Source organism: Actinoplanes sp. NPDC049118 (assembly GCF_040648555.1).
Lineage (GTDB): Bacteria > Actinomycetota > Actinomycetes > Mycobacteriales > Micromonosporaceae > Actinoplanes.
In genome coordinates this window covers 1-26,590 of the sequence record NZ_JBEZDY010000016.1, presented here as the reverse complement: position 1 = coordinate 26,590, position 26,590 = coordinate 1, and the positions used below count along the sequence as shown (strand labels likewise).

The following is a 26,590-nucleotide window of genomic DNA, read 5'->3' as shown; positions in this document are numbered from 1 at the left end:
TTGAACAGAGAGGTGTCAGGATGAACCGGCAGGTACTGGTCGTCGCGAGCGGCCAGCCCGGCGCCTATCCGAGTATCGCCGCGGCGCTGGCGGAGGCCACGGACGGCGCCACCATCGCCGTGCACCAGGGTCGGTACGAGGAGAATCTCGTCCTGGCTGTGCGTGTGACGATCAGCGCGGCGGACGGTCCCGGCACCGTGCTGGTGCACGCCGGTGAGGGCAGCGTCTGCGTCGTCAACGGAGCGGGCGCACAGCTGCGCGGGCTCACCCTGTCCTGCGCTGACGACAAGCTGGCCGCGGTCGACGTGCACCGCGGCGAGGTGGCGCTCGACGACTGCCGGGTGCTCGGCGCCTCGTGGGCGACCTTGCTGTCCCGGCTGGACGGTTCGCTGGCGATGCGGGGCTGCGAGGTGAGCAGCCAAGCCGGCGCGGGAATCGTGGTGACCTCCGCCCGGCCCAGCACCATCGAGGACACTGTGATCAGCGACGTCGCCTCGTCCGCCGTGGTGGTAGCCGAGTCTGGTTCGCTGACGCTGCGTCGCTGCGAGCTGCGCCAGGTCGCCGGCAATGGCATCTGCGTCAACGGCCGGGGTACGTGCGTGCTGGAGCACTGCGAGATCGTGGACGCCGGCAAGCCCGCGGTCGTGGTCGAGCAGCACGGCGCGGCCCGGATCAGCCGGCTCCGGGTGCGCGGCAGCGCCAACGTCGACCTGTACCTGCGCGGCGACGGGGCCGTGTCGATCACCGATTCGACCTTCACCGGCGCCGCGGTGCAGTCGGCGCACCTCGCCGAAGGGTCCGCCGCGGTGTTCCGGCAATGCACGTTCAGCGGCGTCAAGCACACCGGCGTTCAGGTGACCGGCGGCGCTGCGCCCCGGTTCGTGGACTGCATGATCGTCGACAGCCCGATCGGCGTACGGGTCGACGGCGCGGGGATGCCGACGTTCGAGGGCCTGACCGTGCGCGGCACCTCCGAGCACGTCGCCGTGGTGGCCGGCACGTCGACGGTGGCGTTCGCCCGGCTGCGGGTCGAGACCGACAGCGGGGCCGGGGTCGTGGCGGGCGAGGGCAGCCAGGTGGACTTCACCGATGTGGAGCTGGACCTGGCCGGCGCGGTAGGGGTGCAGGTCGACGACGGAGCTCAGGCGACGTTCAGCGACGCCCGGATCACCACCACCCGGCAACCGGCCGTCAGCGTGCGCGGCGGTTCCCGCGTGACGCTGGGCTCGGCGCTGCTGCGCGGGGGCGGCCTGGTGGTCGGCGACGGTGTCGAGGCGGTGGTCCGAGACAGCGAGGTCGTCGGCGCCGGCGGCGACGGGATCCAGGTCGCCGCCGGCGGCACGCTGACCGCCACCCGGTGCCGGGTACGGGACTCCGGCGGCCACGGCGTCGGCGTCGACCCCGGGGGCCGGGCGACCATGACGGAGTGTGAGGTGCTGGGCAGCGGCGGGGACGGGGTGCACGCCGACACCGCGGAGCCGGTCCGGCTGATCCGGTGCATGGTGCAGGGCAGTGCCGGTGTTCCGGTGTTCCGGCCTGACCAGCACCAGGTGGTCGTCGAGGATCTGACGACCGGGGCGCGTCGCGAAGAACGGGCGGGATACCCGGCGGTGGTCCCGCTGCCACCCGAAGCGGGCGGTGACGGTACGGCAGTCGGTGACGAGCACGACGATGCGGAGCGGGCGGAGGGGATGGAGTTGACCGGGCCGCTGGCCGAGCTGGACGTCCTGATCGGACTCGACGGGGTGAAGAAGGAAGTCAAGGGGCTCATCAACCTGATCCGGATGTCGCAGCTGCGTCAGCAGATGGGCCTGCCGATGCCGCCGATGAGCCGGCATCTGGTCTTCGCCGGGCCGCCGGGCACCGGTAAGACGACGGTGGCGCGGCTCTACGGCGCGGTCCTCGCCGAGTTGGGCATCCTCGCGAAGGGCCACATGATCGAGGCGGCCCGCGCCGACCTGGTCGGCCAGTACATCGGCTCCACCGCGATCAAGACCACCGAGCTGGTCACCAAAGCGATGGGGGGTGTGCTCTTCGTGGACGAGGCGTACACCCTCACGGCCGGGTCCGGTGGTTCGGGGCCCGACTTCGGTCAGGAGGCCATCGACGCGCTGATGAAGATGATGGAGGACCATCGCGACGAACTGGTCGTGATCGTGGCGGGCTACTCCGAGCTGATGGAGCAGTTCCTGCAGTCCAACCCGGGACTCGCGTCACGGTTCACCCGAACGATCGAGTTCCCCAACTATCGCGTCGACGAACTGGTCACCATCGCCACCAACCTGTGCCGCAAGCACTACTACGAGCTGACCGACGAGGCGGTGGAGTCACTCACGGCGTACTTCGAGCGTGTGCCGAAGGGGCCGACCTTCGGCAACGGGCGCGTGGCCCGCAAGCTGTTCGAGTCCATGGTGAGCAACCAGGCATCCCGCCTGGCGGTGGCGCCGCCGGCGCGGGACAGCGAGCTCAACCGGCTCACCGAGGCGGACCTGCTGCCGGAGCTGGCCCAGCTGGAGCAGTTGCCGGCCGGCGAGCCGGCGCAGCCCGATGTGGCCCTCGACCCGCGGGCGGCGCTGCAGGCCAGCCGCGCCTGGCGGCGGATCACCGACCTGGTCGGCATCCATCAGGCCCGGCAGGCGTTGGGCGGGGCGGTGCTGCAGGTCGCCGCCGCGAAGAGCCACGGGCAGAACGTGGGCAGGTTGGCGAACGTCGTCGTGTCCGGTGCGCGCGGCAGCGGCCGCGGTGAACTGGCCAGGCTGTACGGCCAGGCGCTGTCCGAGCTACGGCTGGTTTCCGTCGGTCACCTGGTCCGAGTCTCGTCCGCCGGCGGTCTGGCGGCGCAGTGGCCGGGGCAGGCCCGCAGCCTGGTGGACGAGGTGCTGCGCGAGGCGGCGGGCGGCACCCTGGTGATCGAGTGGGTTGGCGGCGATGATGGCTTTCAAGCCGAGGTGGCCGAGGCGCTGGCCGAGGCGCTGGCCGCGACCGGCGGCGACCTGGCCGTGACGCTGCTCGGCGAGCCGCCGGTGTTGGCGCGGCTGTTCACCACCGTGCCGCGATTGGCCGAGTGTTTCGGCCACCGGTGGGAGGTGCCGGACTACCTGGCGGCCGAGCTGGCGGAGATCGCCGTCCGCGCCTTGCTGCGGCGTGGTCATGAGGTGCCCGACGACGTCCGCGCGGCGGTGGCCGACATTGTCGTGGACCTGCCGGACCGCACTGTGCACGGCGCCCATGCGCTCGCGGCGGGTCTCGCCCGGACGGCCGCCTCGCGCACCCTGACCGTCGCTGACCTGGGCTTCCGGCAGGGCCTTGCCGGTGCCCCGGCGGAAGGGGGCCTGACCGGGGTACCGCAGGAGGGCCTGGCCGGAGTGTCAATGGGCGAAGGCCTGGCGTCGGTGGGATGACCGTCGACAGGTGGAGCCCAGTCGTGAACCCTGCACCGCATCCCGCCTCGTCGACGTCCGGACGCCGTGCCTATCGCATCGCTCTCCCCGTGTTCGTTCTCGCCCTCTCCACCCCCCTTGCCGTCGCGCCGGCCGCCACCCGCACGGACACATCCATCGTGTCCGCTCGTTCCGCCGGTTCTGCCAGGGCCACCGAGCCCGCGCGGACCTCCGCGCTCACCGGCGCTGTCGCGGTCCCGCCTGCGAACGCGGAGTTCGACTACCAGATCGGCGGTGCCTACCAGCCGCCCGTTGGCGTGCAGGTGGTAAGTCGGGACCGCAGGGCCGTACCGGCCGCCGGTCTTTACACCATCTGCTACGTCAACGCCTTCCAGGTGCAGCCCGACGAGCTCGGCTGGTGGCAGTCGCACCACGAGGATCTGCTGCTGAAGAACACGAACGGCGAGTGCGTGATCGACCAGGACTGGGGCGAGAACCTGCTCGACCTCTCAACCGGGGCCAAGCGCGCTGACGTGGCCGCCGTGGTCAACGGCTGGATCGACGGTTGCGCCGCCAGCGGGTTCCGCGCCGTGGAACCCGACAACCTCGACTCGTACGACCGCTCGCAGGGCCTGCTCACCCGTGCCGACGCAATGGCATTCGTGAGCCTGCTCGCCACCCACGCCCACGCAGCGGGTCTCGCCATCGGCCAGAAGAACACCGCCCAACTCGGTACGGCCGGCCGCGACGCGGGGCTGGACTTCGCCATCGTGGAGGAGTGCGGCCAGTACGGCGAGTGTGGTGACTACACCTCGGTCTACGGCAACAACGTCATCGATATCGAATACACCGGGCAGGCGTTCAAGAAGGCCTGCGGCAGCCACGGCGCGACGCTGTCGATCGTCCGCCGAGACCGGGACGTCACCGTTCCAGGCAGCGGTTCGTACGTATACGAATCCTGCTGATACCGACGGGAGATCCACCACGCTCCGGGTACGCGGTGAACCCGGCGACCGGCCGCCGACCGCGAGTGGCGTGTCCCCGTGCTGTTCCTCTCCAACCCCGTTCGGCGAGAGCGCGCTGCGCGCTGTGATGCACCACCACGTGCTCGACAGGGCAGCGCCGACCTGGGTTGTGGAAGGGCGCGATGGATCACCTATCCGAGCTCAGAAACGCTGCACCACCAGAAAGCCGGCAACGAGCACCAACGCCGTGCCGACGAGGACGGCGATCGCCCAGCCCAGTACTGCCCACCACGACGCTCGCATCGCATCCTCTTCCCGATTCCCGGCTCGCGTTTCCACCGTACGGGTGGCACCGGCTCTGTCGGCAAAACTCGCTCGACTAGGCCACGGATAGCTGCGTAAATGCTCGGCGTGACCCGGCAGAACTGCAAGGAAGCGGCAGGTGTAACGACCACACCCGCAACTTTGAAGACCATGACTGAGAACCTGAGCTCGCCCTGCAGGCCGCGAACCAGCGCTGGCAGCCCTACGAGGAGACGGCGCCCCCCGGCCCCAGCCAGCGGACCACCCGGGTGCGCGCGCACTCCGGCGGCAGTGTCGACGGACGTCAGAGACAGCACCCGCCCGTACGCCTGCAGGCAGGACCGATGGTCCCGCATGCCGTGGCGGGGCCGGCCGGCGTGATGCCGTCGCCCGTGAGTTGCTCCGTGACGGCCCGTGCCCAAGGTGTTCATCGTGGCCTTATCGGGCGGCGGTAAGAATTCAGGCACGGCGGGGATGGCCGGTATGGCGGACCGGCCATCGCCGTCATGGGTTATGTCGTGCCGGCGCGCCGCGGCGTACGAATGTCGTTGCGGCGGCGTCAGATCTGATCTGGCGGGTGTGGTTCGCCCCGCGGGATCAGGTGATGATCTCACAGTTGGTGCGCGTTTCAATGGTGCTGGAGCACCGGTCGGCGGCACCCGCACCACCGTTACCGGAATCCGTGCCGGCGCTGTCGGTGAGGGTGTCGTTTCCGGCATTGCCGTTGAGCGTGTCGTTACCTGAGCCGCCCTCGACGGAGTCCGCCCCGGCACCGCCGGAGACCGTGTCATTGCCGGCGTCGCCGTACAGCGAGTCGGCTCCACCATTGCCGTTCACGATATCCGCACCCCCGTCGCCGTTGATCGTGTCGGCGCCCTCCTCACCGCTGAGGGTATCGGCGCCGGCGCCACCGCTGATGGCATCCGGCCCCGGACCGCCGGTGACGGTGTCGGAACCGTCGTCACCGGTGAGGACGTCCGGGCCTTCGGCGCCGTCGACGACATCATCGCCGGCCTCGCCGTTGACGGTGTCGGCGCCCTCCTCACCGTAGAGCTGGTCGGCGCCATCGCCGCCGCGGATGATATCGGCACCAGCGCCACCGCTGACCAGGTCGGCGCCGCTCCCACCGATGTAGACGTCGGCGCCGGCGCCGAGACAGACGGTGTCGTTGCCGTTGGCGAAGACGACGTCATCGCCGCCGAGGGTGGAGATGACGTCGGCACCCGGCGGGCTGAAGATCGTGTCGGCCCCGGACGTGCCGACGATGGTGGGGTTGGCGCAGGTCGGCGCGGCCGCCCAGGCAGCCGTTACGGGTAGGACGGCGAAAGCGGCACCGAACAATGACGCCGCCATGGATGCCTTGAGCAGCCTGGGAACGCGCGACAATGGTGTTCTCACGGATCCTCCTCAGAATGGGCGCGAAGTCTTTCGTGCTTCCGTGGCGCGAATCCGGATCGCTCCCCCTGAACCTACTGCGGGATTAAACCAATCTCATCAACGGCTCGTGGCGGTCCACACGCGAAATCTGCCGTCGGTGCAATGGCTCGCCGCCGGTAGCCCGAAGGACAGGCTCGAGCCACCGGCCCACCTGCGGATCGGCACCGGCGGGCACCCCCGCCACCCAGACCCGACGCCGCGAACGCGCCCGCCGTCCGCCGTCCGCCAGACCACGAGCCCGTCAACTCGATCGCGGTGTCCGGCCGCCCGTCGACGGAACCGGCAGCGCGCCGGTGACGTACAGGACCGTCACATCAGGGCGCGGTCACTTCGAGACTCGGCGCACTCGATCGAAGACTGGTCTGATCTGGATTCTGCCTCGCGCGAGCCGGCACGCGCAGGGCCGAAGGTCCCGCACAAATCCAAGACGTGATGGGGTACGTCGGCCAGGGTGCCGTCGCACCGTGGGGTGCAGGCCGATCAGGCGGCTGAACCGGTCTCGGGCGTCACCGCGCGGGCGGCGACCCGCTCTGCGATGGAAAGCCCGAACGCAGTGCGGTCCTGACCGCTGCGTTGCCCCACGACGACCATATCGATGTCGAAGAGCTCCGCCAGCAGCTCAGTAGCCGCCGCGCCGACGGCGAGGTGGCTGGAGACCGCTACGGCGGGTGCGCAGGCATGCACCCTCCCGGCCATCCGTTCGAGCAGGCGCGCGCCCAGGTCACGGGCCGGGTGCGGGGCCACTCCGCCGGGCTGGACGTGCAAGAGCCGCAGATCCCAGTGGCGGGCGCCGTGCCGAATCCTATGTCTCTCGCGTTCTTTCATCGTCTCCGAACGCGACGAACCATTGCCGTCGTACGCGATGCGGGCCGGGTCGATCACGATCCCGGCTCCGATCGACAGATTGGTCGTAGTGGATCTGTGCCGTGTCGGCGGTGAGGATCGGCAACGCCTCCCGGCCAGGCGATCGTTGATCAAATAGAACGGAATTGCGTTGACGAAGGTCAGCGGCGTATCCGAACCGCCACGAGCCGACACGACGGCCTCCTTGTGCCGCCTACTCGACGGTGGGGCGTACCAGCCGCCCGGGATCGCCGAACGCGTACCCGCGCGCCCGGACCAGTTCCGAGTCGTCGTACTCCCACGCCAGTCGGTCGTCCACGGTCACCACACCCGGCACGGCTGCGATGAGCCGTCCGACCAGACCCGCCGTGCTCTTGCGCTCCAGCCGGCCGCTGACCGCAACTCTTCCGTCGATCACGTCAATCTCGACGCAGACGGGATCGATCCACAGCGCTCGCCGCAGCACGTTCTCCACGATGTCGTCGCGGATGTCCTGGTCGGACCGCAGGTGCATGCACAGCAGGTCGCGTCGGGAGACGATGCCGACGAGGTGCCCGTCCGCATCCACCACCGGTAGACGCTTCACGCGTGCGGTCTCGATGCGCCTGGCGGCAGCCACGACCGATGTCTCCGGTCCCACGGTGATCGCCGGCGTGCTCATCAGGTCGGCCGCCACGGCAGCGTGGGCCTTCTCGCGCGCCGAGCGGCGCGACGGCCGCTCGAATGTGCGGCGCTCGCGCTCATCGCCGATGAACTCCACCCTGTGCAGCACATCCGCCTCGGACACGACACCGATCACGCGGCGTTCCTCGTCCACTACGGGCAACGCGGTCACCCGCCCGCGCACGAGGGAATCGACGATCTCCCGGTACGAGGCTCTCGGAGTCACCACGAGGACATCCCGGGTCATGACGTCCTGAACCAGCCACTGGCGCATCGCAGCCTCCTTGATACCCCCTCGACGCTAGGCTCCGGACCACCTCGCCGCAAGGGACCGGCGACCCGCGGTGAAAGGCCGTTGGACCCTGGTAGCGGCACGACATCGACGTGGTCGCCACCGGCCTCGCCCCGGGCCTGGATTCTCCATGCCGTCTGCACATCGCTTCCATGTCGCTGCCACGGCGGCGAGCCACCGTGAGGTGTGAAAGCAGGGAAGGAGCGGTCATGAAGACCGTTACCCGCCGCACGGCCACCTTCGTAGCGGCCGGTGTGCTCGGCCTGGGAGGGCTGGCGGTCGCGGCTCCGGCCGGCTCCGGCCGTCGGAAACGGCCACGCCCTCAACCTCTATCTACCACCATAAACCGACAAACTACCGCTAGCGGACCCACAGCACGGCGCGGGTGTCCCGTCCGTCCGGACCCGTCGTGCTGTAGCCGGCGATCTGGTCACGGTCGTTGATGTCATAGGCCTCGGCCCGGTCTCCCAGCTTCGGCAGCTTGCGGGCCTGTCCGTCCTGCCAGACGGCACCACTGACGTCGCTGTATCCGTTCGCGCTGAACCCGACCACGTGGTCGTGGTCGTTGATGTTGCGCACGACGAAGTAGGTCGCGCCCGCCGGTGGGTCGATCGGGCTGAACCGGCCGCTTCGCCAGAGGAACCCGCGCTCGAAGGCGCCGGACTCGATCTGGTACGACCCGATGATGTGACCGCGCTCGTTCACCGCGGTGGCACCGGCCCGTTCCGAGGTCAGCAGCAGCCGGTTGCCGTGCCACCATCGGACCGGCAGAGCGCTGTAGTTGCCGTCGCCCCACTCACCGACGATCTGACCGGTGTTGTTCACACCGTGGGCCACCGAGTAGTCGGTGACCGGGTCGCCACCGAGGTCGGTCAGTACGCCCTCGCGCCACCGGAAGGCGTGCGGGCCACCCGCCGTTTCGCTGTATCCGACGACATCGCCCCGGTCGTTGATGGCGGCGGCATAGCTGTGCGATCCGCCGGGTAGCACGCCGAGGTCGGTCATCGTGCCGCGCCGCCACAGGTAGGCATGGACGTCGAAGTCGGTGTTGGCGAAGGCCCAGCCGACCACCTCGTCGCGGTTGTTGACGTCGGTGACCTGGAGAAAGCCGTTCGGAAGCGGGTCCAGCTCGGTGATCCGGCCGTCGCGCCACAGGAACGGCGTTCCGCTCCTGGTTCCCAGCACATGGCCCCGATCGTTGACGGCGACCGCGACGCTGTCCTCTCCCGCGCCGAGGTCGACGATGCGCCACGAGGTCCCGGCACTGGCGGCTGCCGGTGCGGCGGCCGGGACGAACAGCGACACGAGGGAGACGCCGAGCAGCCGCACCGCGAAGCGCCGCCACGATGATCCACTGGACATGATGTCCTCCTTCAGCCCACGAGTTCGCAGGCTCGTTCGATGACCGGCGGGACCGCGGCGGCGACCGGTGGGGTAAGACCTTGGCCGAAGCCGAACTCCGATCCGGAGACGGCGAGCACGACCAGCCGGCGCGGCAGCCTGTCCAGCGCCCGCGCGAGCGCCACCGTGCTGCCCAGGCTGATGCCGTGGGAACTGGCCGCGCCTTCCTCGGGCAGCTCCTCCAGCGCATCGAGGACGAGCTCGTGGCGGTGTCCGCTGTGGTGGCCGTCGTCGAGCACCGCGTCGACGATCACGGCGATGTCGGCGCCGGTCCACAGGTCGATGAGCCTGGTGGGCTCGCCGTCGCTGACCCGCAGGTCGACCGCCGCCAGGCGGCGGTCGGAGTTCTGCCGTGCGGTCAGCCCGGCGACGACCAGCGGACCGAATCCGTCGTCGCGGCGGTAGTCGTTGCCGACGCCGATCACCACCCGCCGGCCGGTGCCGTTCATCGTCGCTCCACCGTGAGATCGAGGAAGTGCGTCGAGCAGGAGATGCACGGGTCGTAGTTGCGGATGGCCTGCTCGCACTGCCAGGTGAGGCGCTCGTCGTCCAGGTCCAGCCGGCTGCCGACGAAGCGGCGCAGGTCGTCCTCGATGCTCGCCTGGTTCTGCGAGGTCGGCGGGACGATGCGGGCCGAGGTGATCAAGCCGTCGGCGTCCAGGCCGTACCGGTGGAACAGGATTCCGCGCGGCGCCTCCGTCGCACCGAACCCGATCGCCTCCCGCGGCGGGACCTCGACGAAGGGCCGGCCCGGCGGCTCGTACTCCTCGATCAGCCGTATCGCCTCGTCGAGTGCGTAGACCGTCTCGACCGCGCGGACCAGGATGCTGCGGTACGGGTTGCGGCAGTCGTCGCCCAGCCCGGCCGCGTCCGCCGCCTCGAGCGCCAGCGGTGACAGCCATCGCCGGTTCAGGGTGTAGCGGGCCGTGGGACCGACGACGTAACGGCCGCGACCGGCCAGCTGGGCGTGCAGGGCGGTGGAGTGCGGCACGTGTTCCTCGATGATGTGGTCCTCGAAACGCTGCACGGCGAAATCCAGGGCGGCCGTGGTTGCCACGCTGCCCGACTCGATGGCGTACCGCCCCGGGGTCGTCAGCGCGAGCATCTCGTGGTCGTGGTGGAAGTCCGGGAAGTCGAAGCCCGCGACCCAGCGCACCGTGTCCAGCGCCTGGTCCAGCGCGATCCGGAGGTTCCCGCGCAGCGGCGCCAGCTCCCGGCGGGTCGGGGTCCGGTAGAAGCCGCCCACCCGCACGTTGACCGGATGGATGGCCCGCCCGCCCAGCACCTCCACGATCTCGTTGCCGGCCTTCTTCAGGGCCAGGCCGCGTTCCACCACGTCGCGGCGGTCCTTGGCCAGCTCGAGGGCGCTCGGGTAGCCGAGGAAGTCCGGCGCGTGCAACAGGTAGATGTGCAGCGTGTGGCTTTCGATCCACTCACCGCAGTAGAGCAGGCGACGCAGGTCGGCCACCCCCGGTTCGACCGTCACCCCGCAGGCGTCCTCGATGGCCGCACACGCACTCAGCTGGTACGCGACCGGGCAGATCCCGCAGATCCGTGCGGTGATGTCCGGCGGTTCGGTGTGCCGGCGCCCGCGCAGCAGCGCCTCGAAGAAGCGGGGCGGCTCGTAGATGTCCAGCCGGACCTCCTCGACGGCGCCGCCGCGCACACGTACGTGCATCGCGCCCTCGCCCTCGACGCGGGCCAGGGCCCGCACGTCCAGGGTCCGATCGGAGCGGTGCGTCATCGCTTCTCCTCCGGTACGTCCTGCGGGCCGGCGCCCGGCGGTGGTCCGACGGTGATCCGGGAGAGCTCGATGAATGCGGGCGCCCCGGCGTTGTAGGTGCGGTAGGCGCGGACCACGTCGGCCTCGGACATGCCGGTGGCGCGCAGCAGACCCGCCTCGGCGGCGCCGTTCGGGGTCTCCATCGGGCCGAAGCAGCCGTAGCAGCCGCGCTGGTAGGCCGGGCAGATCGCGCCGCAGCCGGCGTGGGTGACCGGGCCCAGGCACGGTGTCCCGTGCGCGACCACCACGCAGACGTTGCCGCGCTGCTTGCACTCGAAGCAGACGCTGTGCGCCGGAATGTTCGGGCGGCGTCCGACCAGCAGGGCGGTGATCACCTCGAGCAGCTGGCGGCGGTCTATCGGGCAGCCGTGCAGTTCGTAGTCGACGTCGACGTGCGCGGCGATCGGGGTGGAGGTGGCCAGTGTCGACACGTACTCCGGGCGGGCGTACACGACCGATCGGAACTCGTCGACGTCGGCGAAGTTGCGCAGCGCCTGCACGCCGCCCGCGGTGGCGCAGGCGCCGATGGTGACCAGGGTGCGGGACATCTCGCGGACCCGGTGGATGCGTTCGACGTCGTCCGCAGTGGTGATGGAACCCTCGACCAGGGACACGTCGTACGGGCCTGGCTCCACGTGCCGGCTGGCCTCGAGGAAGTGGGCGATCCGTACCCGGTCCGCCACCGCGAGCAGCTCATCCTCGCAGTCGAGCAGGCTGAGCTGACAGCCGTCGCAGGAGGCGAACTTCCAGACCGCAAGTGTCGGTGTCGCCGCGTCGGTTCCCATCACAGCTCCCGGATGTTCATCAGCGGTTCCGCGCGGGCGTAGTCGACGACCGGCCCGTCGCGGCACAGCAGTAGCGGTCCGAGCTGGCAGTGCCCGCACCAGCCCACCCCGCAGCGCATGTTGCGTTCCAGCGAGACCCGTAGCCGCGAGGCGGGCAGGCCGCGGCCGATCAGCGCCTGGGCGGTGAATCGCATCATCACCTCGGGACCGCAGACGAACGCCACGCTGTTGGCCGGGTCGAAGCGGGCGTGCGGGATCAGCGCGGGGACCACCCCGACCTGGCCGATCCAGCCGTCCGCGGGCCGGTCGACGGTGACCCCGAGCTGCACGCCGGACTCGCGCCAGCGAAGCAGTTCGTCCGGGTACAGCAGGTCGGCCGGTGTCCGCGCCCCCACCAGCAGCACCACGTTGCCGTACCGGGCCCGGTCGGCCAGGACGGCGTGCAGCACCGGACGGACCGGCGCCAGCCCGATGCCGCCGGCGACGATCACCACGTCCCGGCCCGCGGCCGACTCGACGTCCCAGGAGGTGCCGAACGGGCCGCGGACACCGATCGTCGCGCCCGGTGCGGTGGCGTGCAGGGCCCGGGTGACCGCGCCGACGGCCCGCAGGGTGTGCGTCAGACGCCGGGCCCGGTCGTCGTCCGGGTCCGGCAGGCCGCTGAGCGAGATCGGCACCTCACCGATCCCGTACGCGGTCAGCATCGCGAACTGGCCCGGCGCGAACGCCGGCAACGGCCCGGCGTCATGTGCCAGCTCGAACGTGACGGTGTCTGCGGTGTCGACGCGGCGGGACACCACCCGGTACGGCTGAGGCACCGCCGAGCCGACCATCGCCGGTGCTGCCGAGGTGCTCATGGCCGTCCGACCTGCGCGGCGGTGGCGTACAGGTCCAGCAGGCGCAGGCGGGTGGCCTGCAGCCGCTCGGTGATGACCGGGGTGAAGAGGCGCAACATCGCGTACCCGAAGACCGGATCGGCATCGCAGCGATCCCGCACCGTGGCGGCGTCGAACGCGATGGCCTCGACCCGCTCGCGCGCGCTCGCGCCGAACTGCCATCGGTACGGCGGATGAAGCCACGACCAGCCCAGGACCGCCCCGCCCGCGAGGGTCTCGATGACCTGGTCGCCGCGGCCCGGCACCCGGATGTCCAGCGCGACGTCGCCCGTCTCGATGAGCCAGAACCGGTCCGCGGTGCCGCCCTCGGCGAAGATGCGTTCGCCGGGCTGGTACGACGCCGGCATACCGGCTTCGCACAGCTGCCGCAGCTGCTGCGGGTTCAGCGCGGCGAAGAACGGCAAGGCTGCCACCCGGTCGACCACGTCGTCGGTCATCGCGGCTCGTCCTCGCCGGTCGGGTGCAGAACGGACAGCGTGGTGATCTCCTCGGTGATGTCGATGCCGGTCGGGCACCAGGCGATGCAGCGGCCACACCCGACACAGCCGGACGAGCCGAACTGGTCGTGCCAGGTGCCGAGCTTGTGGCTGATCCACTGGCGGTACCGCGCCTGGCCGCTCGTGCGCACGCTGCCGCCGTGCAGGTAGGAGAAGTCCAGGTCGAAGCAGGAGTCCCAGCGACGCCAGCGCTCCGCGTGGTCGCCGGTGAGGTCGGTGACGTCCTCCGTGGTCGTGCAGAAGCACGTCGGGCAGACCATCGTGCAGTTGCCGCAGGTCAGACACCGCGAGGCGACGTCGTCCCAGTGTGGCGACTCCCGGGCGGCGGCGAGCAGATCCGGCAGCCCCTGTGCTGGCATCGTGCGTCCCATCCGGGTCGCCGCGGCCGAGACGGCCCCGCTTGCGCGGTCGATGCTCGCGTCGTCGGCCGGCCGCCCGGGAATCCGGGCCAGCACCTCGGCCCCGGCCGGGGTGCCGGAGCGGACGAGGAAGCGGTGCTCGTCGCCGTTCACCAGCTCGATCATGGCGAGATCGAAACCCGAGCCGGCGTGCGGGCCGGTACCCATTGACGTGCAGAAGCAGGTGGCGCCGGGCTCGGTGCACTCGACGGCGATGATCAGATTGCCGTCCCGGCATCCCGCGTAGACCGGATCCGCGTGCCGCCCGCCGGCGAGGACGCGGTCCAGGATGCCGATCGCGGCGAGGTCGCAGGGGCGCACGCCGAGCAGCGCGTACCGCCGGTGCTGCTCCTCTGGTTCGGTCACCACCACCGTGCCGTCGGCGCCACGGTCGGCCGACCACAGCGGGGCGCGCGCCGGGTGCAGGACACTCTTCCACGACTGCGGCCCGGCGGAGTGGCCGAACGCGGCCCGGTCGTCGCGGTCGCGCAGCCGGTAGCGGCCCGCCTCGGTGTCGACACCGATGCCGTACGGCAGCTCGGCCGCCGACTCCAGTTCGGCGACGACGATCGCTCCGTCGCGGGCGGTGGGACCGACGATGGTGTAGCCGTCCGCGTGCAGCACGTCGAACAGCGTCGGCAGGGCCGTCGCCTCGATCAGCACCGGTGGCATGGTGCCTCCTTCGGAAAGTCGATGGCCGGCCGCCCCACGGTCACCTCACCGGCCTCGGTGCTGCCGGTCGCCGGGCGTCCAGCGGCCGTTCGTGCTGCGGCAGCGATGATGCCGACCCGGGGGAGGTGCGATCCCGAGCCGGTGCCACGTTCGCCATAGCCTGCCGGGCGGCGGCCCGGCCCGGACGGCATCGGTGCGGATCCACTCGAAGGAATCTGCTCCGGACATCGACATGTCGGCCTCTTCGGGTCCTGCACACTGCTGCGGACACTCGTCTCGTCGAACGTAGTGAGCCGCCGATGGACAAGGACAGGGGCAAAGGTCCCGGGCGTCGCAGTGCTCCGGCACCGTGTGATCCGGCCGTATCTGCACCTATGTACCGCGGCGTGAGGTCTGTCTGGTGCGGAAATTCCCTCCGGCGACGAGTCCGGGCGGTAAAGGCGAAGGTCCCGCGGCGCGGGGGCCTGTGGCCCTGACCGGGGCGGCAGACCGATGGTCGCTCAGGCGTACGGCGCGGTGCAGGGCCGAACGCGCGGCGGCGACGGCGCGCCGAGGTGGACCTCGCGGCCGACGAGGCGGTTTCGGGCGCGACGGCCGAGGAGATCACCCGTTGTGCCGCAGGACGGCTTCCCGGTCTGGTGAACGATGTCGTCGCGCGGGTGCGGCGCGATGTCGCGACGCGTGAGCGCGGCAACGGCGCCGGCATGGGCCCGGCGCCATGAGCGCGGGCTGGGTCGCCGGAAGCGTCCGGGCCACCGCGATGGCACGCCGGCGGATGGGCGTCACCGCCGCCCGTGAGCTCGCCGCCTGTCCCGGGCTAGCCGAGGCGCTGGAGATCGTGGCCCGTTCGCCGTACGGACGCCAGGTTCATCCCGGCGACGGGCTGGACTGCGCCGAGCGCGGAGTGATGGCGACAACCTGTGGAATCTGCGGGGCCTGGCCGGCTGGTTGCCCGCCGAGGGCGCCGAGGCTGTGCAGCTGCGCTGGGCGGCCGTCCGCATCGGATGACCCGGACCGTCACCCTTCCAGGAGCGCATCGTCGAGTGGGCCGGCGGAGCGGTCCGGTGTCTCGCCCCGGCGGGCGACGGCCAGGCCGTGGCTCAGGTCGCCGGTGGTCAGCACGCCGCACGGCCGTGATCCGTCGAGGACGACGGTGAACCGCAGAGGGTCGGCGGGTAGTGCCGCCGGATCCGTGGCCGGAGTGTTCCGCTGAGCGACGCGTAGCTCGGCGACGGGGATGGACAGCTCCGCGAGGCGCACCGCGGCACGCTCCTTGGCGGCGACCCGGGCGAGCGTCGGCATCGTGATCAGCCCGAAGAGGCGGCCGTCGATGTCGACGACCGGGTAGCAGCGGTGGGGATGCGTGGCGGCGACGCGGGCCAGGAAGTCCGAGACCGTCTGCCCCGCGTATCCGCACACCGCAGGCGACGACATCAGGTAGCAGATTGAAGACCGCGAGGATGCCGTTGACCACGGCGAGCCAGACGAAACCGGCCGACACGAGATGCACCCCGGCGACACCGGCCAGTTCGGCCAGCGCGAGGGAAACGACGGCCGTGACCAGGCTGGCGGCGGGACCGGCCAGCGATATCAGCAGGTCCGCGCGGGGGTGCGGCGGCTCGTCGTCGAGCTCGGACACCCCGCCCAGCATCCACAGCGTGATCGACCGGACGCGAATGCCGTAGTGCTGAGCGACGCGTGCATGTGCGTACTCGTGCGCCAGCAATCCGCCAAGGAACAGGCCCGCGAAGCCGGCGGCGGCGAGCCAATAGGCTGCCGGGCGATAGCCGGTGGCGGCGGGCAGCGTGCTCGCCGCGAGCAGTTGGACGAGCAGCAGCAGGACTACCACCGTCGACCAGTGCAATCCCACCGGGATGCCGTGCAGTCGGCCGAGCCGCACCGATTGCCGCATCACATTCACCCCTTCATCCCTACGATGCGGCGTCGACCAGCGCGGGCCGGGCCATGGCGGTCGCACACCCGGCCAGCCGGTGTTGGCTGACCGTGCCGAGGAGCGGACCGGCCAACCTGGTCACCGGCATGGGCGAACATGACTGGCTCCCTCCGTCCGGCCCGCCGGGTGCCCCGGCTGCGGCGGCCGGGCGCCCGTCTTGACGACGGTGGGTCTGGCGGCTCGCCGGCCGTCCTGCTGTTCTCCGGTCGCCGTACTCCCGGCACCCGGTGGGCTCATGGCAAGCATCGCTCGCAGCCTCGTCTGTCGTCAGGGCCGTAGGTCCTGACGACGCACACGGCACGGAACGGCGACGGTCCTCGGCATCCGGCGGGTACTTCGGCGTCATCCCTGAGGACCTATGTCACTGCCGACCATCGGGGCCGGCCGACGAGCATAGTGTCCAGGAGGTTGAGGGGGATGTTCTACTTCATCGCGATCACCGCGGCCTTCGCCTTGATCTGCGTGCTCGCGTGGAGCTTGCCCGGTCTCTCGACCGAGCCGGCCCGTACGGCAGCCGGCGGGGACACGAGCGCGAGGCAGCCGGGCGACTCGGCCGCCGGCCGGCCGGAGAGTCTCGAGGGCGTGCTGGTCGCTCAGCTCGTCTCCGGCGAGATCAACGCGGACCGGTATCGGCGCGCAATCGAGGGACTCGCCGTCCGGGACGACGAACGACACCCCATGGCGGTGCCGCCGGAGATCGGACCCGCGGATGCGTGAACGGTCCCGGACGGACCGCACGAGCGACGCCGACCTGGCGTTCCTCCCGATGACGCGGCGGTCAGGATGTTCGACAGGCTGGAGGTCGAAACCAGCGCCTACTCGGCCGGTTCGCCGTCGCGCCACCGTCGGTAGGCGGTGACCGCGGTGGGCAGGGTGGGGAAGATCCGGTCCCTACCCACGGCAGCGGCCAGGCCGAAGGACTCCAACTGATCCAGCAGGTCCTGCTTGACCCGGGCGAGGGCGAACACGGTGCCGTGGTCGACGATCTCGCGGCGCAGCGCCTCCAGCGCGTCCAGCGCGGTGATGTCGACCTCGACGTTGCTCTCCATGTTGAGGACGAACCAACGGACGGGTTCTGGCTGGTTGTCCACGGCGGCCAGCGCCCGCCGGTGGAAGTCCTGGGCGTTGGCGAAGAACAACGGGGAGTCGTACCGGTACACGACCAGCCCGGGAACCGTGTGCGCCTGGGGATAATCGTCGATGTCGTGCATGCCGGCGAGATCCGGTACGAAGCCCTGGACGGCGTCGTGGGGCCGGGCCACGCGGGCGAGCATCTCCGCCACCGACAGCCCGACGGCGAGCAGGATACCGATCAGGATGTCGAAGACCAGCACTCCGGCGAGTGCCCCGAGGGCGAGCAGCAGCTCGCTGCGCCGGAACGCGGCGAGCCGGCGGAATCCGGCGAGGTCGACGAGCCGGACCGCGGCGTACACCACGATGGCGCCGAGGACCGCCGTCGGGAGGCCTGCCAAGGCAGGACCTAGAAAGAGCAGGGTGGCCACGACGAGAACGAGGGTGACAAGCGAATAGAGCTGCGAGCGGCCGCCGGCCGCGTCGGCCAGAGCGGTGCGGCTACCGCTGCTGCTGACCGGGAATCCGTGTACCAGGCCGGCGCCCACGTTTGCGAACCCCAGCGCGACCAGTTCCTGGTTGGCGTCGACCGGGCGGGTGGGCTCGCCCGCCCGCGCCCGGTCGGCGAATGACCGGGCGGTGAGGATGGTGTCGGTGTAACCGACCAGCAGCACGCCCAGTGCGGGCAGCAGCAGCTCCGCCAGGTCGCCGAACGGCGGCAGGGCGGGAGCCGGCACGCCGGACGGAATCTCCCCCAGCACCCGGATCCCGTACTGCTGCCAGCCGGTCACCGCGGTTGCGCCGGTGGCGAGCAGCACCGCCAGCAGCGGCGCCGGGGCGGCAGGCAGCCAACGCTGGAGGGCGAAGAGGAACACGAGCACCACCACCGCCAACGCGGCGGTTGCAGCCTGAATGGTGGACAGATGAGTGACGAACGAGGCGACCTGCTCGAAGAACGCCTTGCCCTGAACCGGTACGCCGGTCAACTTTCCGAGCTGACCGGCGATCATGATCAGCGCCACCCCGGCGAGGTAGCCCACCAGGATCGGCCGGGACAGCAGGTCCGCGACGAAACCCAGCCGGAGCAGGCGGCCGGCCAGGCAGAGCACACCCACGATGATCGCCAGCTCGGCCGCGAGGCCCGCGTACCGGACCGGGTCGCCAGCGGCGATTGGTCCGACCACCGCGGCCGTCATCAGGGCCGTTGTCGACTCGGGGCCGACCGACAACGTGCGCGACGTGCCGAGCAGCGCGTACGCGGCCAAGGCCGGAACCGTGGCCCACAGCCCGGCCACCGGTGGTAACCCGGCGATCGAGGCATACGCGAGTACCTGGGGCACCAGGTACGCCGCCACGGTGGCGCCGGCCAGGACGTCACCGCGCAGCCAGGCACGCCGGTAGGCCAAGAGATCGGCGAGCCCGGGCGTCCACCTATCGAGCAATGGTGATCTCGTCACCTCGCCATTGTCGGCGAGGCCCCGGCGGTTACCGCCGCGGCACCGGTTCGGCGTCGGGAAGAGCCGGGAGCCGCACGGGGATGACGACCACAGGGCAGGTCGCCTTGCGGATGCACTCCTCGCTGACGGAGCCGAGCACCGTGTGACGGATCCGGCTGCTGCCGTGGCTACCCAACACCAGCAGGTCGGCGGTGCGGCCGGCGTGTGCCAGCGCGGCGCCGGGGCTTCCCTCGACAACCTCGGCGGCGACCGGGACGTGTGAGCCGTGCCGCGCTACCAGCGCCCGGATCTCGTCGTCGAGCAGGCGCGTGGCCCGCTCCTTGGCCTCCGTGGGGTTCGTCGCGGTGACCGGTCCGAACTCCAGCCCGTCCCACGACCAGGCGGTGACGGCCTGAACGGCGCCTCCTCGGGCGTCCGCCTCGCGGACCGCCCAGTCGAGCGCTCGCTGACCGCCTTCCGATCCGTCCACCCCGACCACGATCAGATACCGAGTAGTCATGGCTCCTCCCTTCGAAGGCCGCCCGGCAGAAGGACGGCAACACCTCCCACCGTGCCTCTACCGCGTACGGCTCGTCAGGGCCGGAGGTCCCGCTGCGCCGGCCGGCCGGACCTCGTGCGCCCCGGAGGGTCGGGACCTCCGGCCCTGCATCGGCCGTCGGGAGCGCTCCTACCGTGAGGGCGGACCAGTGCAGTGAGGCGATCGTTGTGGAGGACCGATGAGCACGATTCCCGTCCAGCCGCCGCGGTGCGTTCTTCTTGATTGCGTGCGGACCGCGACCGAGGCTCCCTCCCTGCACAACAGCCAGCCCTGGCGGTTCCGGCCGCGCGGAGCGATGGTCGACGTGTACGCCGATCCCGGCCGCCGCCTGCGCGTGCTGGACCCGAGCGGACGCGAACAGCTGATCAGTGTCGGCGCCGCCGTCTTCACTCTGCGCCTGGCGATCCGGCGGGCCGGATACCGGTCCGACGTCAACATCTTCCCGGAGCCGGCCGAGCCGGACCTGGCGGCGCGGGTGACCCTGGCTCATGCGGCCGCGCCCTCCACGGCCGTGCGAGCGCTGGCCGCTGCCATCGGGCGTCGGCACACCAACCGGTGGCCGTTCGCGGAGACACCCGTGGCCGCGGACATTCTCGATGCCCTCCGTGCAGCCGCGCGCCGGGAGCGGGCCGTCCTCGCGGTGGCACACCCGGCCGGGCGCGAAGCGATCCTGAGGTTGGCTCGCTCGGCGGACCGCTGGCTGCGCGATCGGCCGGGCCGCCGCGAGGAGCTGGCCCGATGGACCGCCGGCGGGACGCGGCACGACGGCGTGCCGCGCTGGGCGGCCGGTCTGCGGGACGAGAACGACGCGATCCCCACCCGCGACTTCGCCGAGTCGTCGTCCGAACCGCGACGCAGCGCACCGTTCGAGCCGTACCCGACGATCCTGGTGCTGGCCACTGCCGGCGATCGGTGGCCGGACTGGATCCGGGCCGGCCAGGCGCTGCAGCGGGTGCTGCTCACCGCGACCTGGAAGGGCCTGGCCACCACGCCGATCAGCCAGCCGCTCGAAGTGCCGTGGGCGCGGCGGATGTTGCTCGATCCGGCCACCGGCCTGTCGGTGCAGATGGTGCTCAGGGTCGGCTACGGCGGGAAGACGGACGCGACGCGGCGGCGGCCGATCGCCGAGGTGCTCCTGCCCGGCCCGCACACATCGGCGATGGTCCCGGCCGGGTGAGGTCCTCCGGCCCTGATCGCTGCCCCGCGAACCGAGGTGTGATGGAGGCAACGAGGGGGACGACATGACACACGAGCAGATTTCCGAGGACCTGCGGGACACCGACATCATCGTCGGCGTGGACGGTTCCCTGCCGGCCCAGGCGGCCCTGCGGTGGGCGCTCGCACAGGCACGGCTGACCGGAGGGCGGATACGCGCCGTCATCGCATGGGAGATACCAAGTTACATCGGTTGGGCGGCGATCCCCTACGACGGCCTAGAAACCGCCATGGCAAAGCTGCTCCACGAGTCCGTGGTGGAGGCCGTCGGCTTCGACGGGCCGGATGTCAAGGTGGTGGAGAGCGTGATGCCGGGACACCCGGCCCAGGTGTTGATCGACGCGTCCGCCCACGCCGCGCTGCTCGTGGTGGGCTCCCGCGGGCACGGCGCGTTCGCCGGCACTCTGCTCGGCTCGGTGAGCCAGCACTGCGCCCAGCACGCGCGCTGCCCGGTCGTCGTCGTGCGCGGGAAGAGCTGAGTGGAAGCCCGCATCCGGGTGTTGATCGTGCCGGACGGCGGCGGCCGGTCGGCCCGCCTGACCTCACGCATGGGGGCGGACGACCCTGCCGACACTCACCCTGCCCCGTGACGTTCGGTGGTCGGATGACCTCCGAGGCCTACGGCTGCATCGGCGTCCTGGCGCGGGAGGGGCCATGCCGGTGACTTCCGCAATCCCGAGAGGGTTCGGGCCTGGTCCCGGTCGGTCGCCGCGGAACTCGGAAGGAGGGCGGGGAGCCCGATTCTGAGCGGTGGCTCCCCGGCGCGGTGCTACGGCGGGGACCAAAGACCCTGGTCCCGGCCGCGGCCGTCGGAGTGAGGTGGAGGTGACCGGTCCGTGTAGTGGGCCATTCGGGTAGGAGGAGGCATACGATGACTGCCATTTCACCGTCGCGGCAGGTCCTCACCGACTGCGTGCGCATGGCCACCGCGGCGCCGTCCCTGCACAACAGCCAGCCCTGGCTGTTCCGGATCGGCGGGCCTGCGGTCGAGGTGCACGCCGACCCGAGCCGCCGCCTGCCGGTCCTGGACCCGGATGGGCGCGAGCAACTGATCAGCGTCGGCGCGGCGATCTTCACCCTGCGCCTGGCCATCCGGGGGGCAGGTTATCGGTGCCGCTCGGCGACGTTCCCCGATCGGGAGGAACCCGATCTGGTCGCCCGTGTCTTTGTGGCCGGGCCGGCGGCGGCGACGCCGGCCGTGGAGGCGCTCGTCGCCGCCGTGCCGCACCGGCACACCAACCGGTTCCCCTTCGCTCACACGCCCGTGCCGGACGACGTCCTCGATCACCTCGCGGACGCCGCCCGCCGCGAGGGCGCCACGCTTACGGTGGCACCGCCGGCCAGCCGGGAGAGCATCCTGCGCCTCGCCAGGGAGGCCGACCAGTGGCTGCGGGTCCGCCCGGGCTACCGCGCGGAACTGGCGCGCTGGTCTGGCACCGGTGTCCGGCACGACGGCGTCCCGATGTGGGCGGTCGGGCCATGGGACGCCCTGGAAGCGGTGCCGATACGGGACTTCGCCGAGTCCGTGCCGCTGCCACGGCCGACCGAGAAGTTCGAGCCCTATCCGACGCTCCTGGTGCTCAGCACGGACGGCGACGACCGGGCCGACTGGGTGCTGGCCGGGCAGGCCCTGCAGCGGGTGCTGCTCACGGCGACCTGGCAGAACCTGTCGACCACGCCGATCAGCCAGCCGGTGGAGGTGCCCGAGCTGCGGCGGCAGCTCACCGATCCGGCCGGCGGCCGGATCGCGCAGATGGTGTTGAGGGTCGGCCACGGCAAGGCGGTCGGCGTGACGCCCCGGCGCGGGCTCGCCGACGTCATGCTCCGTAGAGCGGAACCGGCGCCGGCAGGACCGGCCGTGGACGCGGCGCCGCAACCCGGGCAACGGGCGGAATCACGTGCGCGAGTTGATCGACGGTACCCGGGCGGACGGGTCCAATGACCCTGGTACGCGGGCCGTAGTCGCGGTGTGCTGGAACGGAGACCTAAGCGCTCGGGAGGTCGGCCATGAAGAGCCTCGAAACACACAGCGTGCAACAGGACAGCATGCGCCAGAGCGCGGATGCTGGCCACCTCAATCGGTACGGTGAGGCCATCAATCGATACCTGGGCGCGGCCGGCTACCGCGCGGAGGAGGCCGTCTCGGCCCCGATCCGGCCGACCGTCCCGCCCGGCACCACGACCGGGGTTGTTCTGGTCGGCGCGGACGAGACGCCGGTCAGTTATACGGCCGTCGACCACGCCGCGATCGAGGCCGAATTGCGTGGCTGGGCCCTGCGGATCGTCCATGTGCAGCGGGCGGGCGGTCTGCGGCCACCCTCCCGCGACGCCGGCGCCCAGCTGCTGCAGCGGTTCACCGAACGCGTGCACGCCTGCTCGCCCTCGTTGGTGGTGACCAGCACGCTCGCCGTCGGTTCGGCGCCCCAGCTGCTGCTCGCCGAGGCGGCGACCGCGACTCTGGTCGTCGTCGGGCACCGGCACGGCACCGCGTACACCGCGGTCGGGCTCAGCGTCGGCGAAAGGGTGGCCGCACAACATACGGGGCCGGTCCTGGTCGTCCGGATTCCCGGGTGGCCGCCGGGACCCGGATTCGGCGAACGCCCGATCGTCGTCGGCGCCGACCAGCCGGGGTTGCTCACGCCGGTGGCCGGGTTCGCTCTGGCAGAGGCCCGCGCCCGCGGGTGTGAGCTGGTATTGCTGCACGCCGACCCGAGTGCCGCCCCGGCCGACCGCCTCGAGATGGTGGAGGGCGTCCGGGTGCATCACCGGACGATCGACGCCGACCCGCAGGCCGCTCTCACCGACGCCTCGAACCGTGCGGCCGCGCTCGTGCTCGGCCGGCACAGCGTAGCCGGAAGCCCAGTGACGCTCCTCGGCTCGGTCAGCCGGACCCTGCTGCAACACGCGTACTGCCCGATCTTTCTGGTCGGGTGATCCTGGCGGCCGAACGGGGCCGGTGCTGTTCGCGACGGACCCTTCGGCCGTGATCGGATCAGGCGGTGCGCTTCGTCGGATGCCGGGATCAGGGCCGAAAGGCCCACTCCGGCCTCGGCCTGAAGACGCTGCCTAAGACGGGACCGAAGACCCTGGTGGCGTGGCGGGCATGCGAGAAGTATGGAATTGAGCCCATCGGTATTGGGGTGAAAGCCTCAGGTGGCGGATGTGCTGGAGAGCGCGCCGATCACGGACAACGCGTTCTCGCCTCCCCGCCACGGGCAGCCAGGAGCGCCCGCCGGTGGGCGTCATCCCGTCCGGACCTGGTAGGACGCTGCCGGCGACACGACATCTCGGCGCGGATCGTGACAGGGCGGTAAATCGGCAAGGGGGCAACCCGTCCGCCCGATGGGCACCCGGACCATGCCGCTGAGCGGATCGAGCAGGGATATCTGACCACCACGCACAAGGATCCGCGCCGCGCCCGCGCGGCGAGCGTCAACATCATTCCGACGTCACGGCCGACCGGATCAACGAGGTCGTAGCCGCCGCGGCCATCGCGGATGGGCCGATGCAGGGCATCCGCTACGCCGAAGCGCCCTTGGTCTCCACCGACGTCGTTTGCGACCCGGCGTCGTGCGTCTTCGACGCCCGTCTGACCCAGGCGCAGGGGCGGCTGGCCAAAATGTTTGGCTGCTACGACAACGAGTGGGGCTACACCAACCGCCTCGTCGACCTGACGAGGCTGATGGCGCGGAGGTGAGGACGTGCGCGCCGCGGCCGGCACGGTCGGGGTAGCGGCAGTGCGGCAGGTTCGGGCGAGCGGACCTTAGGGCGCGCCCGCCTTCGGTACCCGCGGGTACGCGTCCCGTCCGATCAGGACCTTCGGCCCTGCTCCGCCCGAACTGCCGCCCCCTACGGTCAGGGCAGAGAGTCCGAGGGAGGGTGACGCGATGAAGACCTGGACTGTGGGCGACGTGATGACCGTGGCGGTCGAGTCCGTTGATGAGAGTGCTTCCTATCGAGATGTGGTGGACCTGCTCATCGGGAAACGATTCAGCGCCGTCCCGGTCGTCGACGACTTCCACCGCGTGATCGGGGTCGTGTCCGAGGCCGACCTGCTTCGCAAGATCGAGTACGGCGGTGACGAGGCCCCCCGGATCTTCGACGGGTCGCGCCGGCGAGGCGAACGCCGTAAGGCCCTGGGCCGGACGCCGGCTGACCTGATGAGTGCGCCGGCCGTCGTGACGTTCGCCGGCGCCTCGATCACCGCCGCTGCCCGACAGATGGACAGCGAAGGCGTCAAGCGGCTGCCGGTTATCGACGATCTCGGTCGCCTCGCCGGCATCGTCTCCCGCGCCGACCTGCTCAAGGTGCACCTGCGGACGGACCAGGAGATCCTCGCCGCCGTCGAGACCGATGTCCTGTGTACCGTCCTGCCCGAGGAATCGGCGACGGTAGACGTGGCAGTGGTCAACGGCGTCGTCACCCTGTCCGGCCGGGTCGACCGGTGGTCGTCGATGGACATCGCCGTAAGGCTGAGCCGGCAGGTCCCCGGCGTCGTCGACGTGACGTCCTCCCTGGAGTACCGCTTCGACGACCGCCACGTCCGTGGCATCCACTTGGGAACCGGTCTCGCCTGACGTACGCCGTGCCTGAGCGTCGGTGGGAGCGCCCCGTGAAGAACGGACGTCGGTGGTGGGTGCCGAGCGATTCAGCGAAGCTGGAGGGTGGACAGCCGCCGGAACTCGGCGAACTTCAGGTAGACGCGGGCCCGTTCCCGATGCTTCTCTTCCGACTTCGCCAGTTGGATGGCGGAGGTGGACAGGCGCCAGCGCCACAGTCCTGTCGTCTTCAGTTCGCGGGTTGTCATCTTCCTGTACCGAGGATCCTTGGCGGCGGCCCTGGCGAAGACCCGCTCGGTCTCCCGGGCCGCGCCGGCGTCCCACTTCTTCCGGCAGGCCTCGGCCTCCGCCAGGCAGGACAGGGCCCGAGCGCTCCATCCCAGCTCGCAGTATCGGTGATTGCGCGGCACCGTCAGTGGCCAGAACCGGCGGTCCGCGCCGGGCGGCGAGATCAGGTAACCGGCACATGGCACGACACCGTTCTTCCGGGCTAGTGGGCATGTCCCGGAGGGGGTCGGCCCGCGACAGATTCTGACCAGATCTCCGGTGGACGCGTCGCGGATCTGAATTCCCCGCATGTTCATGGTGAACCTCCCTCGGCTCTGGCTGCCGGTCCGCCATGTCGAGCGTGTGGCATGGGCGGTGCGAACGGCAGCGGCGAACGCAACGAATCGTTGGGCCGAACGTCCCGCGTACCGGCAACGAGCTCCTGGTCGCGGCACCGCTGCCGCGTCCGATCCCGGTTCGCTCGCCTGAGGTGCACACAGAGGAGGGGACGCCCGGCCCTGTCGCAGCTCATTTCATCCAGGAAAGGGGGTCGATCTTCGATGGCAGCCGATGGCATTGTTGGGCCGATGACCTGGCAGGCGCTGGTCAGCGGGATGCTTTCGTTCTGATCGGCCGACCCGGCCACCGCGTCCGCGGCGGTGCCGGCAGCGGGCCGGTGGAGGCCGGGCGGCGTTCGTGCCCGCCAGAGCCGAACGGCCCTGGCGAAGGTCCCGCCCGCGCGGGCCGGACGACCCGCCGTTGGCGCCCTTGGCCCCTGACCGTGTGATCACAGCGGACCTACGGTGAGACGGAACGGTCGGAGCTCTGCCCTCCCGAAAGGAACTGACGTGACCGCCATATCGGACAACCCGGTCGCCACCCGCGCTGACGACGAGAGGGCCCGAGTCCTCGCTGCCCCGAACGAGGCGGAGATCGCTCAGCTGGACGCCTGGTGGCGGGCGAACAACTATCTGACCATCGGGCAGATCTACCTGCGGGGCAATCCGCTGCTACGCGAGCCGCTGACCGCCGAGCACATCAAGCCGCGCCTGCTCGGACACTGGGGGACGAGCCCAGGTCTGTCGCTGATCTACGCACATGTGTCCCGGCTGATCCGCCACACCGGTCAGCAGGCCATCTATCTCGCGGGTCCCGGCCACGGCGGCCCGGCGCTGGTCGCCGCCGGCTACCTGGAGGGCACCTACACCGACATC

23 protein-coding genes and 3 pseudogenes are annotated in these 26,590 nt (G+C 70.9%); 11 read left to right on the top strand and 15 right to left on the bottom strand.

Annotated elements, in window-relative coordinates:
* The first annotated feature begins 20 nt into the window (after positions 1 to 20).
* Together AB0B58_RS25270 and AB0B58_RS25265 are read left to right on the top strand one after the other, a co-directional pair.
* A complete protein-coding gene (locus tag AB0B58_RS25270; RefSeq protein ID WP_360228179.1) occupies positions 21 to 3,401 on the top strand; it encodes a right-handed parallel beta-helix repeat-containing protein in 3,381 nt (1,126 codons plus the stop codon).
* An 89-nt stretch (positions 3,402 to 3,490) separates the two neighbouring features.
* On the top strand, positions 3,491 to 4,345 hold the full coding sequence (locus AB0B58_RS25265) for an endo alpha-1,4 polygalactosaminidase (protein WP_360228176.1): 855 nt from the start codon (positions 3,491 to 3,493) through the stop codon (positions 4,343 to 4,345).
* 900 nt (positions 4,346 to 5,245) lie between these two features.
* Here AB0B58_RS25265 and AB0B58_RS25260 read toward each other — a convergent pair.
* The 10 genes from AB0B58_RS25260 to AB0B58_RS25215 all read right to left on the bottom strand — a co-directional run bounded on the left by AB0B58_RS25260 (position 5,246) and on the right by AB0B58_RS25215 (position 14,315).
* Entirely contained in the window at positions 5,246 to 6,034 is a 789-nt protein-coding gene (locus AB0B58_RS25260) for a calcium-binding protein (protein WP_360228173.1), read from the bottom strand.
* Between the two features lie 531 nt (positions 6,035 to 6,565).
* Positions 6,566 to 7,123, bottom strand: coding sequence for a universal stress protein (locus AB0B58_RS25255; protein WP_360228170.1), 558 nt, complete (start codon positions 7,121 to 7,123; stop codon positions 6,566 to 6,568).
* 19 nt (positions 7,124 to 7,142) lie between these two features.
* Positions 7,143 to 7,865 (bottom strand): CBS domain-containing protein, encoded by a 723-nt coding sequence (locus AB0B58_RS25250; RefSeq protein ID WP_360228167.1) that lies wholly within the window; start codon positions 7,863 to 7,865, stop codon positions 7,143 to 7,145.
* 378 nt (positions 7,866 to 8,243) lie between these two features.
* Complete coding sequence (locus tag AB0B58_RS25245; protein ID WP_360228164.1) at positions 8,244 to 9,245, bottom strand: hypothetical protein; 1,002 nt, start codon at positions 9,243 to 9,245, stop codon at positions 8,244 to 8,246.
* A gap of 11 nt (positions 9,246 to 9,256) precedes the next feature.
* Complete coding sequence (locus AB0B58_RS25240) at positions 9,257 to 9,733, bottom strand: hydrogenase maturation protease (RefSeq protein WP_360228161.1); 477 nt, start codon at positions 9,731 to 9,733, stop codon at positions 9,257 to 9,259.
* Positions 9,730 to 11,028, bottom strand: a complete 1,299-nt coding sequence (locus AB0B58_RS25235) for a Ni/Fe hydrogenase subunit alpha (RefSeq protein ID WP_360228158.1) — start codon at positions 11,026 to 11,028, stop codon at positions 9,730 to 9,732. The genes AB0B58_RS25240 and AB0B58_RS25235 overlap by 4 nt, the downstream gene beginning before the upstream one ends.
* On the bottom strand, positions 11,025 to 11,852 hold the full coding sequence (locus tag AB0B58_RS25230; RefSeq protein WP_360228155.1) for an oxidoreductase: 828 nt from the start codon (positions 11,850 to 11,852) through the stop codon (positions 11,025 to 11,027). The genes AB0B58_RS25235 and AB0B58_RS25230 overlap by 4 nt, the downstream gene beginning before the upstream one ends.
* A complete protein-coding gene (locus AB0B58_RS25225) occupies positions 11,852 to 12,709 on the bottom strand; it encodes an FAD/NAD(P)-binding protein (protein ID WP_360228152.1) in 858 nt (285 codons plus the stop codon). The genes AB0B58_RS25230 and AB0B58_RS25225 overlap by 1 nt, the downstream gene beginning before the upstream one ends.
* Positions 12,706 to 13,185 (bottom strand): cyclic nucleotide-binding domain-containing protein, encoded by a 480-nt coding sequence (locus AB0B58_RS25220; protein ID WP_360228149.1) that lies wholly within the window; start codon positions 13,183 to 13,185, stop codon positions 12,706 to 12,708. Before AB0B58_RS25220 ends, AB0B58_RS25225 begins: the two co-directional genes overlap by 4 nt.
* The gene (locus AB0B58_RS25215; RefSeq protein WP_360228146.1) at positions 13,182 to 14,315 is read right to left on the bottom strand and encodes a 4Fe-4S dicluster domain-containing protein; all 1,134 of its coding nucleotides are present in this window, start codon (positions 14,313 to 14,315) and stop codon (positions 13,182 to 13,184) included. The genes AB0B58_RS25220 and AB0B58_RS25215 overlap by 4 nt, the downstream gene beginning before the upstream one ends.
* A 554-nt stretch (positions 14,316 to 14,869) precedes the next feature.
* Here AB0B58_RS25215 and AB0B58_RS25210 point away from each other — a divergent pair.
* Entirely contained in the window at positions 14,870 to 15,037 is a 168-nt protein-coding gene (locus AB0B58_RS25210; protein WP_360228143.1) for a hypothetical protein, read from the top strand.
* Between the two features lie 295 nt (positions 15,038 to 15,332).
* Here AB0B58_RS25210 and AB0B58_RS25205 read toward each other — a convergent pair whose 3' ends face one another.
* Both AB0B58_RS25205 and AB0B58_RS25200 read right to left on the bottom strand, forming a co-directional pair.
* Complete coding sequence (locus AB0B58_RS25205; protein WP_360228140.1) at positions 15,333 to 15,749, bottom strand: CBS domain-containing protein; 417 nt, start codon at positions 15,747 to 15,749, stop codon at positions 15,333 to 15,335.
* 109 nt (positions 15,750 to 15,858) lie between these two features.
* Positions 15,859 to 16,227 (bottom strand): annotated as a pseudogene (locus AB0B58_RS25200) (site-2 protease family protein); the annotation flags it as partial.
* A 459-nt stretch (positions 16,228 to 16,686) separates the two neighbouring features.
* On the opposite strand from AB0B58_RS25200, the gene AB0B58_RS25195 reads away from it, so the two are divergent.
* Positions 16,687 to 16,986: a hypothetical protein gene (locus tag AB0B58_RS25195; RefSeq protein WP_360228137.1), complete on the top strand. Its 300-nt coding sequence runs from the start codon at positions 16,687 to 16,689 to the stop codon at positions 16,984 to 16,986.
* Positions 16,987 to 17,084: 98 nt separating this feature from the next.
* Here AB0B58_RS25195 and sulP read toward each other — a convergent pair whose 3' ends face one another.
* Positions 17,085 to 18,797: a sulfate permease gene (gene sulP, locus AB0B58_RS25190; protein WP_360228134.1), complete on the bottom strand. Its 1,713-nt coding sequence runs from the start codon at positions 18,795 to 18,797 to the stop codon at positions 17,085 to 17,087.
* Between the two features lie 28 nt (positions 18,798 to 18,825).
* Positions 18,826 to 19,296 (bottom strand): universal stress protein, encoded by a 471-nt coding sequence (locus AB0B58_RS25185; protein WP_360228131.1) that lies wholly within the window; start codon positions 19,294 to 19,296, stop codon positions 18,826 to 18,828.
* A 217-nt stretch (positions 19,297 to 19,513) separates the two neighbouring features.
* Between AB0B58_RS25185 and AB0B58_RS25180 the strand changes: the two genes are divergently transcribed.
* From AB0B58_RS25180 to AB0B58_RS25155, 6 genes and pseudogenes are all read left to right on the top strand, one after another.
* Positions 19,514 to 20,512: an Acg family FMN-binding oxidoreductase gene (locus AB0B58_RS25180; RefSeq protein ID WP_360228128.1), complete on the top strand. Its 999-nt coding sequence runs from the start codon at positions 19,514 to 19,516 to the stop codon at positions 20,510 to 20,512.
* Positions 20,513 to 20,576: 64 nt separating this feature from the next.
* Positions 20,577 to 21,029: a universal stress protein gene (locus AB0B58_RS25175; RefSeq protein WP_360228125.1), complete on the top strand. Its 453-nt coding sequence runs from the start codon at positions 20,577 to 20,579 to the stop codon at positions 21,027 to 21,029.
* 392 nt (positions 21,030 to 21,421) lie between these two features.
* The gene (locus AB0B58_RS25170; RefSeq protein ID WP_360228122.1) at positions 21,422 to 22,492 is read left to right on the top strand and encodes an Acg family FMN-binding oxidoreductase; all 1,071 of its coding nucleotides are present in this window, start codon (positions 21,422 to 21,424) and stop codon (positions 22,490 to 22,492) included.
* A gap of 65 nt (positions 22,493 to 22,557) precedes the next feature.
* Positions 22,558 to 23,484 (top strand): universal stress protein, encoded by a 927-nt coding sequence (locus tag AB0B58_RS25165; protein WP_360228119.1) that lies wholly within the window; start codon positions 22,558 to 22,560, stop codon positions 23,482 to 23,484.
* A gap of 464 nt (positions 23,485 to 23,948) precedes the next feature.
* Positions 23,949 to 24,247, top strand: a pseudogene (locus tag AB0B58_RS25160) (type I glyceraldehyde-3-phosphate dehydrogenase); the annotation flags it as partial.
* Positions 24,248 to 24,437: 190 nt separating this feature from the next.
* Positions 24,438 to 25,127, top strand: coding sequence for a CBS domain-containing protein (locus AB0B58_RS25155; RefSeq protein ID WP_360228117.1), 690 nt, complete (start codon positions 24,438 to 24,440; stop codon positions 25,125 to 25,127).
* Between the two features lie 71 nt (positions 25,128 to 25,198).
* Here the strand turns inward: AB0B58_RS25155 and AB0B58_RS25150 are convergent, their stop codons facing one another.
* On the bottom strand, positions 25,199 to 25,582 hold the full coding sequence (locus AB0B58_RS25150; protein ID WP_360228114.1) for a hypothetical protein: 384 nt from the start codon (positions 25,580 to 25,582) through the stop codon (positions 25,199 to 25,201).
* 726 nt (positions 25,583 to 26,308) lie between these two features.
* Here AB0B58_RS25150 and AB0B58_RS25145 point away from each other — a divergent pair.
* Positions 26,309 to 26,590, top strand: a pseudogene (locus AB0B58_RS25145) (phosphoketolase); the annotation flags it as partial.

Excerpts from the sequence above, each read along its gene's own strand:
- AB0B58_RS25270 (WP_360228179.1), top strand. The coding sequence starts at position 21 with ATGAACCGGCAGGTACTGGTCGTCGCGAGCGGCCAGCCCGGCGCCTAT.
- AB0B58_RS25250 (WP_360228167.1), bottom strand. The coding sequence starts at position 7,865 with ATGCGCCAGTGGCTGGTTCAGGACGTCATGACCCGGGATGTCCTCGTG.
- AB0B58_RS25245 (WP_360228164.1), bottom strand. The coding sequence starts at position 9,245 with ATGTCCAGTGGATCATCGTGGCGGCGCTTCGCGGTGCGGCTGCTCGGC.
- AB0B58_RS25240 (WP_360228161.1), bottom strand. The coding sequence starts at position 9,733 with ATGAACGGCACCGGCCGGCGGGTGGTGATCGGCGTCGGCAACGACTAC.
- AB0B58_RS25235 (WP_360228158.1), bottom strand. The coding sequence starts at position 11,028 with ATGACGCACCGCTCCGATCGGACCCTGGACGTGCGGGCCCTGGCCCGC.
- AB0B58_RS25230 (WP_360228155.1), bottom strand. The coding sequence starts at position 11,852 with ATGGGAACCGACGCGGCGACACCGACACTTGCGGTCTGGAAGTTCGCC.
- AB0B58_RS25225 (WP_360228152.1), bottom strand. The coding sequence starts at position 12,709 with ATGAGCACCTCGGCAGCACCGGCGATGGTCGGCTCGGCGGTGCCTCAG.
- AB0B58_RS25220 (WP_360228149.1), bottom strand. The coding sequence starts at position 13,185 with ATGACCGACGACGTGGTCGACCGGGTGGCAGCCTTGCCGTTCTTCGCC.
- AB0B58_RS25215 (WP_360228146.1), bottom strand. The coding sequence starts at position 14,315 with ATGCCACCGGTGCTGATCGAGGCGACGGCCCTGCCGACGCTGTTCGAC.
- AB0B58_RS25205 (WP_360228140.1), bottom strand. The coding sequence starts at position 15,749 with ATGTCGTCGCCTGCGGTGTGCGGATACGCGGGGCAGACGGTCTCGGAC.
- AB0B58_RS25195 (WP_360228137.1), top strand. The coding sequence starts at position 16,687 with ATGTTCTACTTCATCGCGATCACCGCGGCCTTCGCCTTGATCTGCGTG.
- AB0B58_RS25185 (WP_360228131.1), bottom strand. The coding sequence starts at position 19,296 with ATGACTACTCGGTATCTGATCGTGGTCGGGGTGGACGGATCGGAAGGC.
- AB0B58_RS25180 (WP_360228128.1), top strand. The coding sequence starts at position 19,514 with ATGAGCACGATTCCCGTCCAGCCGCCGCGGTGCGTTCTTCTTGATTGC.
- AB0B58_RS25175 (WP_360228125.1), top strand. The coding sequence starts at position 20,577 with ATGACACACGAGCAGATTTCCGAGGACCTGCGGGACACCGACATCATC.
- AB0B58_RS25170 (WP_360228122.1), top strand. The coding sequence starts at position 21,422 with ATGACTGCCATTTCACCGTCGCGGCAGGTCCTCACCGACTGCGTGCGC.
- AB0B58_RS25165 (WP_360228119.1), top strand. The coding sequence starts at position 22,558 with ATGAAGAGCCTCGAAACACACAGCGTGCAACAGGACAGCATGCGCCAG.
- AB0B58_RS25155 (WP_360228117.1), top strand. The coding sequence starts at position 24,438 with ATGAAGACCTGGACTGTGGGCGACGTGATGACCGTGGCGGTCGAGTCC.